The 16,128-nt window shown below is 73.1% G+C and carries 14 protein-coding genes; 8 read left to right on the top strand and 6 right to left on the bottom strand.

Annotated features, from left to right (window positions below):
• The first annotated feature begins 14 nt into the window (after positions 1 to 14).
• The gene (locus KME66_RS23555) at positions 15 to 554 is read left to right on the top strand and encodes a hypothetical protein (protein ID WP_073216630.1); all 540 of its coding nucleotides are present in this window, start codon (positions 15 to 17) and stop codon (positions 552 to 554) included.
• Between the two features lie 99 nt (positions 555 to 653).
• Here the strand turns inward: KME66_RS23555 and alc are convergent, their stop codons facing one another.
• The 4 genes from alc to malQ form a co-directional block, all read right to left on the bottom strand.
• Positions 654 to 1,808, bottom strand: coding sequence for an allantoicase (gene alc / locus KME66_RS23550; protein WP_216325642.1), 1,155 nt, complete (start codon positions 1,806 to 1,808; stop codon positions 654 to 656).
• 65 nt (positions 1,809 to 1,873) lie between these two features.
• Positions 1,874 to 2,782: a LysR family transcriptional regulator gene (locus KME66_RS23545; protein WP_073216623.1), complete on the bottom strand. Its 909-nt coding sequence runs from the start codon at positions 2,780 to 2,782 to the stop codon at positions 1,874 to 1,876.
• A 152-nt stretch (positions 2,783 to 2,934) separates the two neighbouring features.
• Complete coding sequence (locus KME66_RS23540; protein ID WP_010070706.1) at positions 2,935 to 3,147, bottom strand: hypothetical protein; 213 nt, start codon at positions 3,145 to 3,147, stop codon at positions 2,935 to 2,937.
• A 38-nt stretch (positions 3,148 to 3,185) separates the two neighbouring features.
• Positions 3,186 to 4,979 (bottom strand): 4-alpha-glucanotransferase, encoded by a 1,794-nt coding sequence (malQ, locus tag KME66_RS23535; RefSeq protein WP_253208457.1) that lies wholly within the window; start codon positions 4,977 to 4,979, stop codon positions 3,186 to 3,188.
• 249 nt (positions 4,980 to 5,228) lie between these two features.
• Here malQ and KME66_RS34120 point away from each other — a divergent pair, with 249 nt between their 5' ends.
• Positions 5,229 to 5,618: a hypothetical protein gene (locus KME66_RS34120; protein WP_253208456.1), complete on the top strand. Its 390-nt coding sequence runs from the start codon at positions 5,229 to 5,231 to the stop codon at positions 5,616 to 5,618.
• Positions 5,619 to 5,662: 44 nt separating this feature from the next.
• On the opposite strand, the gene KME66_RS23530 is transcribed toward KME66_RS34120, so the two are convergent.
• The gene (locus KME66_RS23530; RefSeq protein ID WP_073216617.1) at positions 5,663 to 5,974 is read right to left on the bottom strand and encodes a hypothetical protein; all 312 of its coding nucleotides are present in this window, start codon (positions 5,972 to 5,974) and stop codon (positions 5,663 to 5,665) included.
• Positions 5,975 to 6,283: 309 nt separating this feature from the next.
• Here KME66_RS23530 and KME66_RS23525 point away from each other — a divergent pair, with 309 nt between their 5' ends.
• Positions 6,284 to 9,274 carry a beta-N-acetylglucosaminidase domain-containing protein gene (locus KME66_RS23525; protein ID WP_216325639.1) on the top strand — a complete coding sequence of 997 codons (2,991 nt, stop codon included), beginning with the start codon at positions 6,284 to 6,286 and terminating at the stop codon, positions 9,272 to 9,274.
• Positions 9,275 to 9,487: 213 nt separating this feature from the next.
• Here the strand turns inward: KME66_RS23525 and KME66_RS23520 are convergent, their stop codons facing one another.
• A complete protein-coding gene (locus KME66_RS23520; RefSeq protein ID WP_006124472.1) occupies positions 9,488 to 10,024 on the bottom strand; it encodes an HNH endonuclease in 537 nt (178 codons plus the stop codon).
• A 313-nt stretch (positions 10,025 to 10,337) separates the two neighbouring features.
• Here KME66_RS23520 and KME66_RS23515 point away from each other — a divergent pair, with 313 nt between their 5' ends.
• The 5 genes from KME66_RS23515 (at position 10,338) to KME66_RS23495 (ending at position 16,128) form a co-directional block, all read left to right on the top strand.
• Positions 10,338 to 11,402, top strand: coding sequence for a mechanosensitive ion channel family protein (locus KME66_RS23515; protein ID WP_216325636.1), 1,065 nt, complete (start codon positions 10,338 to 10,340; stop codon positions 11,400 to 11,402).
• A gap of 234 nt (positions 11,403 to 11,636) precedes the next feature.
• Positions 11,637 to 12,869: an ROK family transcriptional regulator gene (locus KME66_RS23510; protein ID WP_073216607.1), complete on the top strand. Its 1,233-nt coding sequence runs from the start codon at positions 11,637 to 11,639 to the stop codon at positions 12,867 to 12,869.
• Between the two features lie 64 nt (positions 12,870 to 12,933).
• On the top strand, positions 12,934 to 14,265 hold the full coding sequence (locus KME66_RS23505; RefSeq protein ID WP_216325633.1) for an ABC transporter substrate-binding protein: 1,332 nt from the start codon (positions 12,934 to 12,936) through the stop codon (positions 14,263 to 14,265).
• 6 nt (positions 14,266 to 14,271) lie between these two features.
• On the top strand, positions 14,272 to 15,213 hold the full coding sequence (locus tag KME66_RS23500; protein WP_073216601.1) for a carbohydrate ABC transporter permease: 942 nt from the start codon (positions 14,272 to 14,274) through the stop codon (positions 15,211 to 15,213).
• A gap of 3 nt (positions 15,214 to 15,216) precedes the next feature.
• Positions 15,217 to 16,128, top strand: coding sequence for a carbohydrate ABC transporter permease (locus KME66_RS23495; RefSeq protein ID WP_216325630.1), 912 nt, complete (start codon positions 15,217 to 15,219; stop codon positions 16,126 to 16,128).

Here is a 16,128-nt window from a genome sequence, read left to right as displayed (position 1 = left end):
CCACGGGAGGGTCGATGCCCGGCTTCGCCGCGCTGCCGGTCGCGCTGGCCCTGTGCGCGGGGCTGGTGGCGGGCCCCTCCCCCGCGCCCGCCGCCGTGTCTCCCGCCGACTGCCGGGCCGGTCCGGCGGGCTGCTACGACCTCTACACGTACGGCTACACCCTGGGACTGCACCCGTTCACCGGGCCGGAGGCCGTACGGAGGCAGCTGACCGACCACTTCTGGCTGTTCCCGGTCAGCGGTGGCTGTGCGGGGCGGATCCGGGCCGGGGCGCGTTGCGAGCTGCTGGGCGGCAACCCGGTCGAGGTCGAGTACATCGGGGACGACTTCTTCCAGATCAACACGCTGCCGGGCCATCAGCTGGGCCGGGGCATGCACATCCGGTTCGCGTTCTCGCGGACCCTCGGCTTCCACACGATGACGGTCCGGGCCTGGCAGGACCGGCCCACCGACTGCACCGGCGAGGTCCTCTGCAACGGGGCGAACCGGGCGTTCGCCTGGGCGACCTGGCAGGTGCTGGCCAAGACACTGCGCTTCACGGCGTACGCGGCCTGAGCCGCCGGGTCACCGGGGTCGCTGGAGACCGCCCGGCGGGCGGGCGCCGATGCGCAACCGTCCGCCGGGCGGAGACTGGGGGCGGGGAGGCTCCACGGGTCAGGCGCCCGACTCCTCGTAGCGGCGGGTCAGCTCGGCCGCGCCGGACTCCGTGAGGGTGCCGTGCAGCCGCATCCGGGCCACACCGCCGTCGGGGAAGGCGTCGAGGCGGACGTGGGTGACGACGGCCTGGGCGCGCAGCACGAAACGGTGCAGGGTGTCGGGCTGGAGACGGGTGCGCGGCAGGATCTCGAACCACTCGCCGGTGTCGCCGTTGCGGCCCTGGAGGGCGACCCAGCCGGCGGAGTTGCCCTTGAGGTAGGCGGTGTCGATCTCGATGGCGCGGACCGCGCCCTGGGCGGGGAGGCGGAAGCGCACCCAGTCGTTGGTGTCGCGGACCCGGCGGCGGCGGTTCTCCCAGCCGTCGTCCATCTTGCGGGAGGTGCCCGGCAGGATGATCTGGGTGGGCGAGGAGTAGAAGCGGTCGGAGGCGTCCTCGTAGCAGCCGCCGTTGAGTACGGAGATCAGGTCGACCGTGCCGAGCGCGGCGAGCCAGGCCGGGTCCGGGACGACCTCGCCGTGCACGCGGAGGCGGGCGATGCCGCCGTCGGGGTGCTGGCAGAGGCGGATGTGGGTGTAACGGCGGCCGCTCGTGATCGCGAAGGCGTTGGCGGCGTGGCCGCGTACGGGGGTGGGCGGGAGGATCTCCTCCCACTTCACGTCGTCGGCGAGCAGCTGCTCGGGGCCCGGGGCGCCCTCGACGGAGGCGGCCTGCACGGATACGCGCTGCGGGTAGTTGCCGCGGAAGTGGGCGGTGTCCACGATGAGGCCGCGGATGATCCCGGGCGCGCCGAGGCGGACGATCGCCCAGTCGTGGTCCTCGGGATCCGGGAAGGGGTGTTCGGCGTCCGCGCCCCGGCGGCGGCGGGTCTCCCAGCCGTCCATGATCTTGCCCTTGTGCCCGAAGTGCTCGGGGTCGAAGACGGCGCGCTCGCGGATCAGCAGGTTCTCGCGCTCGGCGAAGAACTCGTCGTTGGCGGCGATCACGCCCGCGCCGAGGCGGCGGTCGGCGAGGTCGACCAGCTCGGTGAAGGGGAGGTCGCCGGCCTCGCGGTAGTCGGCGTACGGGTCGCCGCCGCCGTAGGGCGCGGCGTCATGGGCGTGGGGGTCGGTGTCGGGGTCCTGGAATGTGGTCTCGCTCGCGTCGAAGGTCATGCCTCTCACCTTGACGCCGACGGACCCGTCAGGTCCATCGAAAGTTTTCGCAGGTATTGTTCAGTTCAGCTGAACGAACGAGCGGCTTCGGTGAGTGCGGCGAGCACCCGCTCCACCGCCGGTCCGCTCTCCGCCCCGTGCCGGACGGCCGCCACCACGTGGCGGCGCGGCCGGTCCGCCTCCAGCACCCGCATCACCACGTCCTCGCGGCGCTCCCGGGCGGCCATCCGGGGGACCAGCGCCACGCCCATGCCCGCCTCGACCAGGGCCAGGATCGCGGTCCAGCCGGCGGCGCTGTGGCCCTGCTCGGGGACGAAGCCCGCCGCTTCGCAGGCGGCGGTGGTGATCTCGGACCAGGGTCCGGAGCCGCCGAAGATCCAGCGGTCGGCGGCGAGGTCCGCGAGACGCAGTCCGGGCGCGTCGGCCAGCGGGTGGCCGACGGGGAGCGCCACGTCGAGCGGGTCGGCCAGCAGCGGGAAGAGGCGGAAGCGGGGGTCGCGGGCGGTGGGCGCGTGGGCGGCCAGGGAGAGGGCCAGATCCACCTCGCCCGTGGTGAGCAGCTCGTACGCCTGGGCGGCCTCGGCCTCCCGGACGCGTACGTCGGGCCCCGGGCGCTCCCCGGCGCGCAGCAGCCGGACCGCGGGGACGACGAGGGCGGGCACGGCGGTGGAGAACGCGGCGACCCTGACCTCTCCGGCCTCGCCGCGCAGATAGCCGGTCAGTTCGGCCTCCGCCCGCTCCAGCTGGGCGAAGACCGCCTCGGCGTGGCGCAGGACGAGGTGGGCGGCGTCGGTGAGGCGGACCCGGCGGCCCTGGGCCTCCAGGAGGTCCACGCCGAGCTGCCTGGCCAGATTGGTGAGCTGCTGGGAGACCGCTGAGGGGGTCATCAGGAGTGCCTCGGCGGTCGCGGTGACCGTGCCCCGGTCGCGCAGGGTGCGCAGGATGCGGAGCTTCTTGACGTCCCACTCGGTCATGGGCGCAACCTACCGGGCGTTCGCGCTCCCCGGCGGGCCGGTCCGGGGCCGGGGCGGGGCCGTCGGCCGGCCGGCGCCGGACGCACGGGTGCGCCGCGCGGTGCATCTCACCGGCGGCGCACCCGTCGAACGTGTCGTGTACGTGAGCGGGGTCAGACCTGCTTCTTGGACTTGTCCAGGACCATCACCAGGGCCGTGATCACCACGAACAGGGCGATGGGCGCGACCACGTAGAGACCGATGGTCTCGATCGCGCTCAGGCGCGGAGCCGGGTCGTCACCGTCGTCGGGCGTGAGCGCGAGCGCCGGGGCCGACATGAGCAGCATCATCAGCGTCGTCCCGGCCGCAACGACGCCGGCGCGCATAGCGTTCTTCTTGTCCACGGTGCCAACGTAGCGAACGCCTAGGGACGGCGCTCGCCCGGGGGTGCCGTACGAGGCGTCCGAGGCCGGAGGACCTCCATCAGCGCGTGCAGCCGGGGCGAGGCGGTGATCTCCTCCAGGGTGACCGGATGGCCCTCGGGATCGGCGATCGGGAGCCGCCAGTTCGGGTACTGGTCCCAGGTGCCCGGAAGATTCTGCGGGCGGCGGTCACCCACGGTGTCGGGGAGCCAGACGCCGGTCATCCGGGCGGGGGTGCGCCGCAGGAAGCGGTGGACGGCCCGGACGGCGGCCTCCTCGTCGCCGTCCCCCTCGGGGAGCATCCGCAGCCGGGCCAGCAGGGCGAGCCACTCGGCGGTGTCGGTGAGGTCGGCGGTCAGTTCCTCCTCCAGGGAGCGGGTGAGCAGGCCGAGGCGGTGGCGCAGCGTCACGTGATCGCCGGTCAGCCGGGCCGCGGTGGACGGCAGGTCGTGGGTGGTGGCGGTGGCCAGGCAGTCCCGGCGCCACTTCTCGGGGGCGAGCGGCCGCCCGTCACCCTCCCAGTCGCGCTCGAACCAGAGCACCGAGGTGCCGAGCACCCCGCGCCGGGCGAGCGCCTCGCGGACCCCGGGCGCGACGGTGCCGAGGTCCTCGCCGACGACGACGGCCCCGGCCCGGTGGGCCTCCAGGACCAGGACGGCGAGCATCGCCTCGGCGTCGTGGGCGACGTAGGTCCCGTCGGTGGGCGGGCGGCCCTCGGGAACCCACCAGAGCCGGAAGAGTCCCATGACGTGGTCGATGCGCAGGGCCCCGGCGTGGGCCAGCAGCCCGCGCAGCAGGCCCCGGTAGGCGGCGTAGCCGGTGGCGGCCAGGACATCGGGGCGCCAGGGCGGCAGGCCCCAGTCCTGGCCGCGCGCGTTGAAGGCGTCGGGCGGCGCGCCGACGGACATGCCGTGGGCGAAGGCCTCCTGCTGGGCCCAGGTGTCGGCACCGGCCGGGTGCACGCCGACGGCGAGGTCGTGGACGATACCGACGTCCATCCCGGCGTCCTCGGCCGCCTGCTGGGCGGCGGCGAGCTGGGTGGCGGTCAGCCAGGCGAGGCGGCAGTGGAAGTCGACCCGGTCGAGCAGTTCGGACCGGGCGCGGGCGGTCCCGGGCGACCGCGGATCGCGCAGGGGCTCGGGCCAGGAGTGCCAGTCGGGGCCGTGGACCTCGGCGAGGGCGCACCACAGGGCGTGGTCCTCCAGCGCCTGTCCCTGAGCGGCCAGGAAGTCGCAGTAGTCGGCGCGGCGGCCGGGGGTGAGGGGCACCCGGACGATCAGCTCCAGGGCCTGGCGCTTCAGTTCCCAGACGGCGTCCCGGTCGATCAGGGCGCCCTTGTTCAGCACGGCCTCGCTGAGGGCGGCGGCGTCCTGCCGGAGGTCGTCCAGGGCGGCCCGGTCGCGGACGTGCCCGTACTCGGGGATCGACTCGATGTGCAGGTGGACCGGGTCGGGGAAGCGGCGCGAGGAGGGGCGGTACGGGGAGGGGTCGGTGGGCTTCCCGGGAACGGCCGCGTGCAACGGGTTGACCTGCACGAACCCGGAGCCGATGCTGCGCCCGGCCCAGGCGGCGAGGTCCGCCAGGTCCCCGAGGTCGCCCATGCCCCAGGAGCGGGCGGAGAGCAGGGAGTAGAGCTGCACGAGGAAGCCGTGGGTGCGCTCGGCCGGCTGGGGCACGCGGGGCGGGGCGACGACGAGGGTGGCGGTGGCCCGGCGGTGGTCCGGCGTACGGACGTGGATGCGGTGGACGCCGTGGGGCGGCGGGATCCACCAGGCCGGAAGGGGAGCGGCGGGCACGTCAGGAGACGGGGCACCCACGGCCGGGGCCGGGCGGGGAGCGGCGGCCGGGGAGGCGGCCGGGGCGTCGGCCGCACCGGCGGACGCGGCGGCGGGCGCACCAGCGGACGCGGCGCTTGCGGGCTGGGAGGAACGGGGGCGGCGACCGGGGCGTCTGCCGGGGCCTCGGACGGGGCGTCGGCGGCACCGGCGGACAGGTCACTCTCCGCCGGGGAGAAACGGGAGCGCCGGCGCCCTCCTCGCTCCGGGGTGCAGCCGCCCCTCGGCGGCCTCTCCAGGGGTGTCACGGGCGCGGCGGCGGCCCCGCCCTCCTCGGGCGCCATCGGCGCGGCGGGGGCCGCCGACCGGGCCCGCATGCTCAGCGGGGCGGGCGGGCGGCCCCCGGAACGTCCCGGGGGCCCGGACGCCTCCGGCTCGACCGTGACGGTCGAGCCGGAGGGAAGGCCCGCCAGAGCGGGCGGCAGGGGCTCGCCGGCCCAGACCACCACGGTCGGCGGCAGCAGGCGCGAGCGGGACTCCGCGGCGGCGAGACACGTCCGTACGTCCTCCGGAGTGCCGGCGTCGACGCCCAGCGCGGCGAGCACGGCGATGACCGTGTCGTCGGGGACGGACACCGTGACATCCGGCGACGGGGAGTAGGAGGTGGCGACACCGTGCAGTGCGGCGAGCCGGGACAAGCCCATTCAGACTCCTGGGAACTCCATGCCCCCTGCGGTGCCGGGTGCGGTCGGCTCGCTGGTCAGTGGGGCGACGGCGGCGAGCGGTGGCTCGCTCGTGAGAGGGGTGGCATCGGCGAGCGGCGGCTCGCTGGTCAGCGGCGCGGAATCGGCGAACGAGGATTCGCCGAGCAGCAGGGAGACATCGGCGAGCGGCGGCCCGCTGATCAGGTGGGCGACATCGGACAGGGGAAGTTCGCTGGTCAGCGGCCCGGAAGCGGGCTGGTTGGGCACCTGTTTGGAGAGGGCGGAGAGCAGAAGCTGCGCAGCTGCGGGCATGGTGGCCTCCTGGCCATGGAGAACAGGACACAGCAGACCTACCCAGGCCTCGCCTCGGCAGACGTGGACGTGATGCAGGCGTTATGACAACGAGTACAACGTGCCCTGGGTCACATCTCGTTCCCCCGTACGGCAGGTATGAGCCGCTTTCAGCCACTCCCGTCCGCCACACCAGCCCCACCGGGCACGAGGTGCCCCGTTTTCCGGCAATTCCGGCACAACGGCCAAGCGCATTGACACCCTTGCGCCCGGGTGGTGGGCTCGGAGCCCGCCATGGGCAGTGGGTACGTACGGAAAAGGGGACGCGACGTGCGGATCGGGCGCAGAAGGCAGGCGACGGCCGTGGCCGCCGCTGTGATCGGCGGACTCATCGGCTCCGTCTCCGTGGCCCCGTCGGCGACGGCCGCCCCCGCCGATCCCGGCCGGCCCGTCGTCGGCACCGCCGACCGTGCCGACAGCGCGCCGACGCCGTCCGTGTGGCCCCGCCCGCAGAGCATGAGGACCACGGGTCCCGCCGTGCCTCTCGGCTCCGAGGCCACGCTCGTCGCCGCGCCGGACGCCGACCCGTACGCCGTCGAACAGGCGCGCTCGCTGCTGCGCTCGGCGGGCGTCCGGACCCTGCACGAGAGCCTGCCCGGCCGCGGCCCCGTGATCCGTCTCGGCGGCACGGGCGCCGGCGAGGCATTGCGGGCGCTGCGTGCTCCCGAGCGGGCCGATCTGCCGTCGGGCGGCTACCGGCTCGCGGTCGGCGAGGTCGCCGGGCGGGCCACCGTCGCCCTGGACGGACTGGGCGGGGACGGCCTCTTCCACGCCGTCCAGACCCTGCGTCAGCTGGTCACCGGCGGATCGGTGGCCGGGGTGACGGTCCGGGACTGGCCGGGAACCGCCGTACGGGGCATGACCGAGGGGTTCTACGGGGAGCCGTGGACCCGCGAGGAGCGGCTCGCGCAGATCGCCTTCATGGGCCGCACGAAGCAGAACCGCTATCTCTACGCGGCGGGCGACGACCCCTACCGGCTGGCCCGCTGGCGCGAGCCCTACCCCGCGGAGCAGCGGGCCGGCTTCCGGGCGCTGGCCGAGCGGGCGCGCGCCGAGCACGTCACGCTGGGCTGGGCCGTCTCCCCCGGTCAGGCGATGTGCATGGCATCCGACCAGGACGTCCGGGCGCTCGCCAAGAAGATCGACGCGATGTGGGCGCTGGGCGTGCGGGTCTTCCAGCTCCAGTTCCAGGACGTCAGCTACAGCGAGTGGCACTGCGACCTGGACGCCGAGACCTTCGGCAGCGGCCCGAAGGCCGCGGCCCGCGCCCAGGCCCGGGTGGCGGGCGCCCTCGCCCGGCACCTGGCGGAACGGCACCCGGACGCGGCCCCGTTGTCCGTCCTGCCGACGGAGTTCTACCAGGACGGTGCCACCGACTACCGCACCGCGCTGGCGGCCGAGCTGGACGACCGGGTGCAGGTGGCCTGGACGGGGGTCGGGGTGGTCCCGAAGAAGATCACCGGCGGTGAGCTGGCCGGGGCCCGCGCCGCGTTCCGTCACCCCCTGGTGACGATGGACAACTACCCCGTCAACGACTACGCCCAGGACCGCATCTTCCTCGGCCCCTACACCGGCCGGGACCCCGCGGTGGCGAGCGGTTCGGCGGCGCTGCTGGCCAATGCGATGGAGCAGCCGTCCGCCTCCCGCATCCCGCTGTTCACCGCCGCCGACTTCGCCTGGAACCCGAGGGGCTACGACCCCGCCGCGTCGTGGCGGGCGGCGATCGACGAGTTGGCGGGCGGGGACGCCGCCGCCCGGGACGCGCTGCTGGCCCTGGCCGGGAACAGCGCGGGCTCGGTGCTCGGCGCGGAGGAGTCCGCCTACCTCCAGCCCCTGCTCGACGCCTTCTGGAGCACCCGTGCCGACGCCTCCCGCCGCGACCGGGCGGCGGACGGGCTGCGCGCGGCGTTCTCCGTGATGCGGCAGGCCCCCGAGCGGCTGAAGACCCCCGCGGAGGGCCGGCTGACCGACGAGGTGCGCCCCTGGACCGAGCAGCTGGCCCGGTACGGCCGGGCCGGTGAGCTGGCGGTGGACCTGCTCCAGGCCCAGGCCGCCGGGGACGGCGCCGCCGCCTGGCGCATCCAGCTGACCCTGGAGCCGCTGCGCGAGGAGATCAAGGCGAGCCGGGCCACGGTCGGCAAGGGGGTGCTGGACCCGTTCCTGGACAGGGCGGAGAAGGTGGCCGCCGGGTGGAACGGCACCGACCGCGCCTCGGGCCGCGTCACCAAGGACGCCCACAGCTACACGGTCCAGCTGGGCACGGTCCGCCCGGTGGAGGCCGTCACCGCGCTCGCCGAGCCCGGGGCGGCCCTGGCCGACGCCGTGGTGGAGGCCCGGGTGCCCGGTGAGGGGTGGCGGCCGCTCGGGCGGCTGTCACCGAGCGGCTTCACCCAGACCGCCGCGAAGGGGCTGCGCGCCGACGCCGTACGGGTGACCGTGCCGGAGGCCGCCCGGACCGCCCGGCCGCCGTATCTCAGCCCGACCGTGCCCGCCGCCCCCGCCGTCGTGGCGGGGACCCCGCAGGTGCGGGCGCTGGTGCCGTGGTTCGGCGACGAGCCCGCGGCCACGCTCGACCTGAAGCACGGCGAGACCGACGCGGAGATCGGCGGCGGACCCCAGCGGGTCGCGGCGCGGCTGGCGGGCCGGCGTCCGGCCGAGGTCACGGGCAAGCTCACCGCGAAGGCCCCGAAGGGCATCGAGGTGCGGGTCCCGAAGCGGACGACCGTGCCGCGCGGATCGCGTACGGAGGTGCCCGTGGACATCACCGTCCCGAAGGACACCCCGGCGGGCGAGTACGAGGTGCCGCTGGCCTTCGGCGGCCAGGAGTCGACGCTGACCGTGCGGGCCTTCCCGCGTACGGGCGGCCCGGATCTGGCGCGTACGGCGAAGGCCTCCTCGTCCGGTGACGAGACTCCGGACTTCCCCGCGTCGGCGGCCACCGACAACGATCCCGAGACCCGGTGGTCCTCGCCGGCCCAGGACGACGCCTGGTGGCAGACCGAGCTGGAGAAGCCGGTGCGGCTGGGCCAGGTGGTGCTGAGCTGGCAGGACGCGTACGCCTCCCGCTACCGCATACAGGTCTCCGCCGACGGCCGCGTCTGGCGCACCGCCGCGACCGTGGCGGAGGGCCGGGGCGGACGCGAGTCGGTCCGGATGGACGCGAAGGACACCCGGTTCATCCGGGTGCAGGGCGAGAGCCGGGCCACGCAGTACGGCTACTCGCTCTGGTCGGTGGAGGCGTACGCGGTGGCGGACGACTGAGCCGTACGGGGGAGGCGGCGGCCGGAGCCCGTACGGGGAGCCCGGAGCCGGAGCCCGTACGGGGAGCCCGGGGCCGGAGCCCGTACGCGGAGCCCAGGGCCGGATCCCCGATAGGAGGACCGGCGCGAGGGCCGTACGGGAGGGGCCGGGCACGGGAAGGGCCGGTGACAGCGGGGCCCAGGGGGGACCTGGGCCCTGCCCGGCGGACACCCCCTAGGCGGACACGCCGTCGATCCGGGCCATCACGTCGTCCGCGCCGAACGGCTGCAGATACGGCAGCCAGCGCGGGTCGCGGTGGCCGGTCCCGATGATCCGCCAGGCCAGGCCCGTCGGCGGGGCGGGCTGATGGCGCAGCCGCCAGCCCAGCTCGGGGAGGTGGCGGTCGGCCTTGACGTGGTTGCAGCGGCGGCAGGCCGCCACCACGTTGTCCCAGGCGTGCTGTCCGCCGCGGCTGCGCGGGATGACGTGGTCGACGCTGGTCGCGGCGGCCCCGCAGTACATGCAGCGCCCGCCGTCCCGGGCGAACAGCGCCCGCCGGGTGAGCGGGACGGGTCCCCGGTAGGGCACCCGGACGAAGCGCTTGAGCCGGACCACACTGGGTGCGGGCACGGCACGGGTGGCACTGTGCAGAAAGGCGCCGGACTCCTCGAGGCAGATGGCCTTGTTCTCGAGGACGAGGACGAGCGCGCGGCGGAGCGGTACGACGCCGAGCGGCTCGTACGACGCGTTGAGAACCAGGACGTGCGGCACGGTGGATGCCTCCTTGTACGCCGGCGGCGCGTGGCTCGCGCCGGGACGATCCGATCTCAGTCTCTCCTCATGCCTGGTCAAAGCGCCACCACGTGGGGGTAACGGGCCGGGAGGATTTTTCTCACTCCGGCGCCCCGCGCCCCGCTCCGCGACGCCGGACACGTAGCTCACCAGGGCGGCCGCCCGCGCTGTGCGATCGGCCACAGCACAGGTGTTCCCGATGAGATCCGGCTCTCCTGCGGCGACGGCAACGATCCACTCCCCCGGCTTCGTTAATGTTGTTGACCAGCCGTCGCCCCAGGAGGTCCCCGCCGTGTCGCTGTCCGTCCTCTTGGCCGCAGCCCCGTCACCCGATCCGGGTGGCTCGCTGGGCGAAGCCGCCGAACAGGCCGGGCACGCCGCGGGCTGGGTCGAGGAGAACTGGTCCACCTGGCTGAGCACCGGGCTGCGCATCCTGCTGATCCTCGCAGTGGCGATCACGCTGCGTTATCTGATCCGGCGCGCCCTGACCAACCTGATAGCCCGGATGAACCGCAGCGCCCAGGCCGTGGAGGGCACGGCGCTGGGCGGTCTGCTGGTGAACGCGGAGCGCAGACGCCAGCGTTCGGAGGCGATCGGCTCGGTGCTGCGCTCGGTGGCCTCGTTCCTGATCATGGGCACCGCCGCGCTGATGGTCCTCGGAGCTTTCAAGATCAACCTGGCGCCGCTGCTGGCCTCCGCCGGTGTCGCGGGGGTGGCGCTCGGATTCGGCGCCCGCAACCTGGTCACGGACTTCCTCTCCGGCGTCTTCATGATCCTGGAGGACCAGTACGGGGTCGGGGACAGCATCGACGCGGGCGTCGCCTCCGGCGAGGTCATCGAAGTGGGCCTGCGCGTCACCAAGCTGCGCGGCGAGAACGGCGCGATCTGGTACGTGCGCAACGGCGAGGTGAAGCGGATCGGCAACCTCAGCCAGGGCTGGTCCACGGCGGGGGTCGATGTCACGGTGCGCCCGACCGAGGACCTGGAGCAGGTCCGCAAGGCGATCACCGCGGCGGCCGAGACCATGACGAGGGAAGAGCCCTGGTCGGAGCAGCTGTGGGGCCCGGTCGAGGTGCTCGGCCTGGACGAGGTCCTGCTGGACTCGATGACGGTCCGGGTGACCGCGAAGACGATGCCGGGCAAGGCGGTCGGCGTGGAGCGGGAGCTGCGCTGGCGCGTCAAGCAGGCGCTGGACGACGCGGGTATCCGGATGGTCGGCACCCTGCCGGTCCAGGCGGACGGCGCGGGCCCCGACCCGACCGCCGGGGTCGCCGCCCCGTCCGCGTACGCCTCGGCGACCTCCCCGCAGTCGATAGCGGCCACCCCGATACCGCCGGCGAACCTGAACAAGCCGTAGGCGGCGCCCCCGCCGACGCCCCCGGCCGCGCCTGGACCCCCAGGAACGCGGCCGGGGGCGTCCGCGTCGCGGGTAACACTTTGGCTGCCGGACGGGCGGCACCCATTGACGCCCGGGTGACCCGCGCCCTACCGTCCTCTCAACCGAATAGGAAACTTTCCTAACAGAGTCACGGACGGACGTCACGACCGGCGTCGCGGACGTGCGTTCCTGACAGAGGGCGGTGCATCCACGATGGCCGGAACCACCCCGGGCTCACCCGGCGCGTCCGGCACTCCGGGCACCCCGCGTGTGCTGCGGGCCATGAATGACCGGGCCGCCCTCGATCTGCTGCTGGAGCACGGCCCGCTCTCCCGGACCCGGGTCGGCAAGCTGACCGGCCTCTCCAAGCCCACCGCCTCGCAGCTGCTGGCCCGCCTGGAGGCGGCCGGACTCGTCGTCGCCACCGGCACCAGCGAGGGACGCCCCGGGCCCAGCGCGCAGCTCTACACCGTGAACCCGCGCGCCGCCCATGTCGCCGGGCTCGACGTGAACGGGCAGCGCATCGTCGCCGCCGTCGCGGACGTGACCGGCGCGACCGTCGGGCAGTTCGAGCTGGCCACCCCGGGGCGGCGCGCCGACGGCGTCGTGCGGCAGGTCGCCGACGCGCTGGACGGGGCGGTCAAGGACGCCGGGCTGACCCGGGCGGACGTGCACCGGATCGTCATCGGCACCCCGGGCGCGTTCGACCCCGGAACCGGCCGGCTGCGGTACGCCTCGCATCTGCCCGGCTGGCACTCCCCCACCCTGCTGGACGAACTGGCCGCGTTCCTGCCGATGCCGGTCGAGTACGAGAACGACGTGAACCTCGTCGCCGTCGCCGAGCAGCGCCTCGGCGCGGCCCGCGGCCACGAGGACTTCGTCCTGCTGTGGAACGAGGAGGGCCTCGGCGCCGCCCTCGTCATCAACGGCCGGCTGCACCGCGGCTTCACCGGCGGCGCGGGCGAGGTCGGCTTCCTGCCGGTGCCCGGCACTCCGCTGGTCCGCCAGGTCGTCAAGGCCAACAGCGGCGGCTTCCAGGAGCTGGCGGGCGCCCAGGCGGTGCCCCGGCTCGCGAAGGCGCTGGGCATCGACACCCCGCAGCAGCCGTACGCGCGGGTCGCCGCCGAACTGCTGGCGCGGGCGGCCGGCGCGTACGAGGAGGACGAGGCTCTCACCGAGCTGCTGCGCCAGTACGCCCAGCGGCTCGCCACCGGCCTCGCCTCCGTCACCGCCGTCCTGGACCCCGGGCTGATCGTGCTCTCCGGCGGGGCGGTCGCCGCGGGCGGCGAGACCCTGCGCTCCCTGATCCAGGCCGAACTGGCCGAACTGGCCGCCTCCCGGCCGCGTCTGGTGGTCGGCGAGATCGACCGCACCCCCGTCCTGCGCGGCGCCCTGGAGCGGGCGCTCGCCGACACCCGCGACGAGGTGTTCGACACCTCGCGCTGAACCACCCCCTCCGCGTCCCCGTCCCCGTCGTCTGCCTCTCTTCCCCGCCCCTGGGAGTTTTGTCATGCGCACCAGCCGTCTCACCACCACCGCTGTCGCCGTCGCCGCGATATCGGTGCTCGCCACCGCGTGTACCGGCCAGTCCGAGGCCGGCGCCTCCGACGACCCGAACGCGAAGACCACCATCAACTTCTGGCACGGCTGGAGCGCGCCGGCCGAGGTGAAGGCGGTCCAGGACAACATCGACCGGTTCGAGAAGGCCCACCCGAACATCACGGTGAAGGTCTCCGGCAACATCAACGACGACAAGCTCAACCAGGCTCTGCGCGCGGGCGGTTCGGACGGGCCGGACGTGGTCTCGTCCTTCACCACGGCCAACGTCGGCAAGTTCTGCTCGTCCGGCGCCTTCACCGATCTGAAGCCGTTCATCGAGAAGTCGAAGCTGGACCTGGAGAAGACCTTCCCGAAGGTCCTGCTGGACTACACCCAGTTCGAGGGCAAGCGCTGCGCCCTGCCGCTGCTCACCGACGCCTACGGCCTCTACTACAACAAGGACGCGTTCAAGAAGGCCGGGATCGCCGCGCCGCCGAAGACGCTGTCCGAGCTGGCCGATGTGGCGAAGAAGCTGACGGTGGAGAAGGGCGACACCTACCAGCAGCTCGGCTTCATGCCGAACTTCCACGGCTACGAGACCGTCGTCAGCCACTACATGCCCTCGTGGGACCACGCCTACTTCGACGAGAACGGCAAGTCCAACATCGCCCAGGACCCGGCGTTCGCCGAGATGTTCACGTACCAGAAGAAGCTGGTGGACAGCCTCGGCGGCTACACCAGGCTGGAGAAGTACCGGGGCACCTTCGGTGACGAGTGGGGCGCGAAGCACCCCTTCCACACCGGCCAGGTGGCCATGCAGCTGGACGGCGAGTGGCGGCTCGGGATGGCCGAGGACGCCGGTGTGGACTTCGAGATCGGCGTGGCGCCGATGCCCGTCGCGGACGACGAGGCGGACAGCTACGGCAAGGGCTATCTCTCCGGCACCATCGTGGGCATCGCCCCGGCGAGCAAGAAGCAGAACGCCGCCTGGGAGCTGGTCGAGTTCATGACCAGCGACACCGAGGCGGTCGTCAACTTCTCCAACGGCATCCGGAACGTGCCCTCCACCCTGGAGGCGCTCAAGTCGCCCGACCTGAAGTTCGACCCCCGCTTCCAGACCTTCCTGGACATCGCCCAGCACCCGGAGTCCAGCACCTCCGACGGGGCCGTCAACGGGGCCACGTACCAGCTGACCCTGCAGGACTTCGGCTACCAGTACGAGAAGGGCGCGGTGAAGGACCTCCAGGCGGGTCTGGAGAAGACCGCGCGGCAGATCGACACCGACATCGCCAAGGCCAAGTAGCGTCCGATGACGACGCACCCCCTCCGGGCCAAGCGCCGCAGGTCGGCGCTGCGCAACGCGGCCTTCATGTCGCCGTGGCTGATCGGGTTCTCGCTCTTCTTCGCCTACCCGATGGTCTCGACGGTCTACTTCTCCTTCACCTCGTACGACGGGTTCGGCGCCCCCGCCTTCAACGGGCTGACGAACTGGACGTACGTCTTCCGCGACTACCCGATGTTCTGGCCGTCGCTGTGGAACACGCTCTGGCTGGTGCTCGTCGTGGTCACCTGCCGGGTCGTGTTCGGGCTCGGCATCGGGCTGCTGATCACGAAGATCAAGACGGGCGCCGGGGTCTTCCGGACCCTGTTCTACCTGCCGTACCTGGCCCCGCCGGTCGCCGCGACGCTCGCCTTCGTCTTCCTCCTCAACCCCGGCACCGGACCGGTCAACGCGATCCTCGGGGACTTCGGGCTGCCGACGCCCGGCTGGTTCAACGACGCCTCCTGGTCCAAGCCGGCGCTCACCCTGCTCGCGGTGTGGGGCATCGGGGACCTGATGGTCATCTTCATGGCCTCGCTGCTGGACGTGCCGGGCGAGCAGTACGAGGCGGCGGAGCTGGACGGCGCGTCCGCCTGGCAGAAGTTCCGCTTCGTGACCCTGCCGAACATCTCGCCCATCGTGCTGTTCGCCGTGGTGACGGGCGTCATCCAGGCCATGCAGTACTACACGCAGCCGCTGGTCGCCGGGAAGGTCGCCTCCGGGGTCATCGGCGGCTCCGGCCAGTCCTTCGAACCCGGCTATCCCGACAAGTCGACACTGACGCTTCCGCAGCTCGTCTACAACCTGGGCTTCCAGCGCTTCGACTACGGCGCCGCCTGTGCCGTCGCCCTCGTCCTGTTCGCCCTGGCCATGGCCTTCACGGCCCTGCTGATGCGGGGCCGCAACAACCTGATCCAGGCCGGTGACTGAGCCATGACCCACCTCCTCGACACGACCGCGCCCGCGCCTTCCCCGGCACCCGTCCGCGGCCCGCGGACGGCCGCCGCCCGCACCGCGCGCCGCAAGGCGCTGCTGCACTGGATCGCCGTGCACTCCCTCGGGATCGCCGCCGCGCTCTTCTTCGTGCTGCCGTTCGTCTTCGTGGTGCTGACCTCGCTGATGAGCGATCAGCAGGCACTGACCCGCGACCTCGTCCCGGACACCTGGGAGTGGGGCAACTACGAACGGGTCTTCAACACCCCGGGCTTTCTGACCTGGTGGCGCAACACCCTGCTGTACGCGGGCCTCGGCACCGTCCTGACCGTGGTGTCGTCGATCCCGGTGGCGTACGCGCTGGCGAAGTTCCGCTTCCGGGGCCGCAAGCTGTCGCTGATGCTCGTCATCTCGATGATGATGCTGCCGCCGCAGGTCGTCATCATCCCGATGTACCTGTTCTGGGCGAAGCAGATGGACCTGTCCGGCACCTTGTGGCCGCTGATCATCCCGATGGCCTTCGGCGACGCGTTCTCCATCTTCCTGCTGCGGCAGTTCCTCCTGACCATCCCGAACGAGTACCTGGACGCCGCGAAGGTCGACGGCTGCGGCGAGTTCCGCACCCTGGTGAAGGTCGTCCTGCCGATGGCCAGGCCGGGGATCGCGGCCATCGCCCTCTTCCAGTTCTTCGCCGCCTGGAACGACTACTTCGGACCACAGATCTACGCCTCGGAGAACCCGGCCGCCTGGACGCTCAGTTACGGCCTCGAATCCTTCAAGGGCGCGCACCACACCGACTGGAACCTGACCATGGCCGCGACCGTTCTGGTCATGGCCCCCGTGATCGCCGTCTTCTTCTTCGCCCAGAAGGCATTCGTCGAGGGCGTCACACTGACCGGAGTAAAGGGCTGA

The organism is Streptomyces sp. YPW6, from assembly GCF_018866325.1.
In the GTDB taxonomy this organism is placed as follows: Bacteria; Actinomycetota; Actinomycetes; order Streptomycetales; family Streptomycetaceae; genus Streptomyces.
The sequence above is the reverse complement of the archived record's forward strand: the minus strand, read 5'-3'. Positions and strand labels throughout refer to the sequence as shown.

What these genes read in the sequence shown, in the direction of transcription:
- KME66_RS23555 (WP_073216630.1), top strand. Translation starts at nt 15, where the DNA reads ATGCCCGGCTTCGCCGCGCTGCCGGTCGCGCTGGCCCTGTGCGCGGGG.
- alc (WP_216325642.1), bottom strand. Translation starts at nt 1,808, where the DNA reads ATGACCTTCGACGCGAGCGAGACCACATTCCAGGACCCCGACACCGAC.
- KME66_RS23545 (WP_073216623.1), bottom strand. Translation starts at nt 2,782, where the DNA reads ATGACCGAGTGGGACGTCAAGAAGCTCCGCATCCTGCGCACCCTGCGC.
- KME66_RS23540 (WP_010070706.1), bottom strand. Translation starts at nt 3,147, where the DNA reads ATGCGCGCCGGCGTCGTTGCGGCCGGGACGACGCTGATGATGCTGCTC.
- KME66_RS23530 (WP_073216617.1), bottom strand. Translation starts at nt 5,974, where the DNA reads ATGCCCGCAGCTGCGCAGCTTCTGCTCTCCGCCCTCTCCAAACAGGTG.
- KME66_RS23510 (WP_073216607.1), top strand. Translation starts at nt 11,637, where the DNA reads ATGGCCGGAACCACCCCGGGCTCACCCGGCGCGTCCGGCACTCCGGGC.
- KME66_RS23505 (WP_216325633.1), top strand. Translation starts at nt 12,934, where the DNA reads ATGCGCACCAGCCGTCTCACCACCACCGCTGTCGCCGTCGCCGCGATA.
- KME66_RS23500 (WP_073216601.1), top strand. Translation starts at nt 14,272, where the DNA reads ATGACGACGCACCCCCTCCGGGCCAAGCGCCGCAGGTCGGCGCTGCGC.
- KME66_RS23495 (WP_216325630.1), top strand. Translation starts at nt 15,217, where the DNA reads ATGACCCACCTCCTCGACACGACCGCGCCCGCGCCTTCCCCGGCACCC.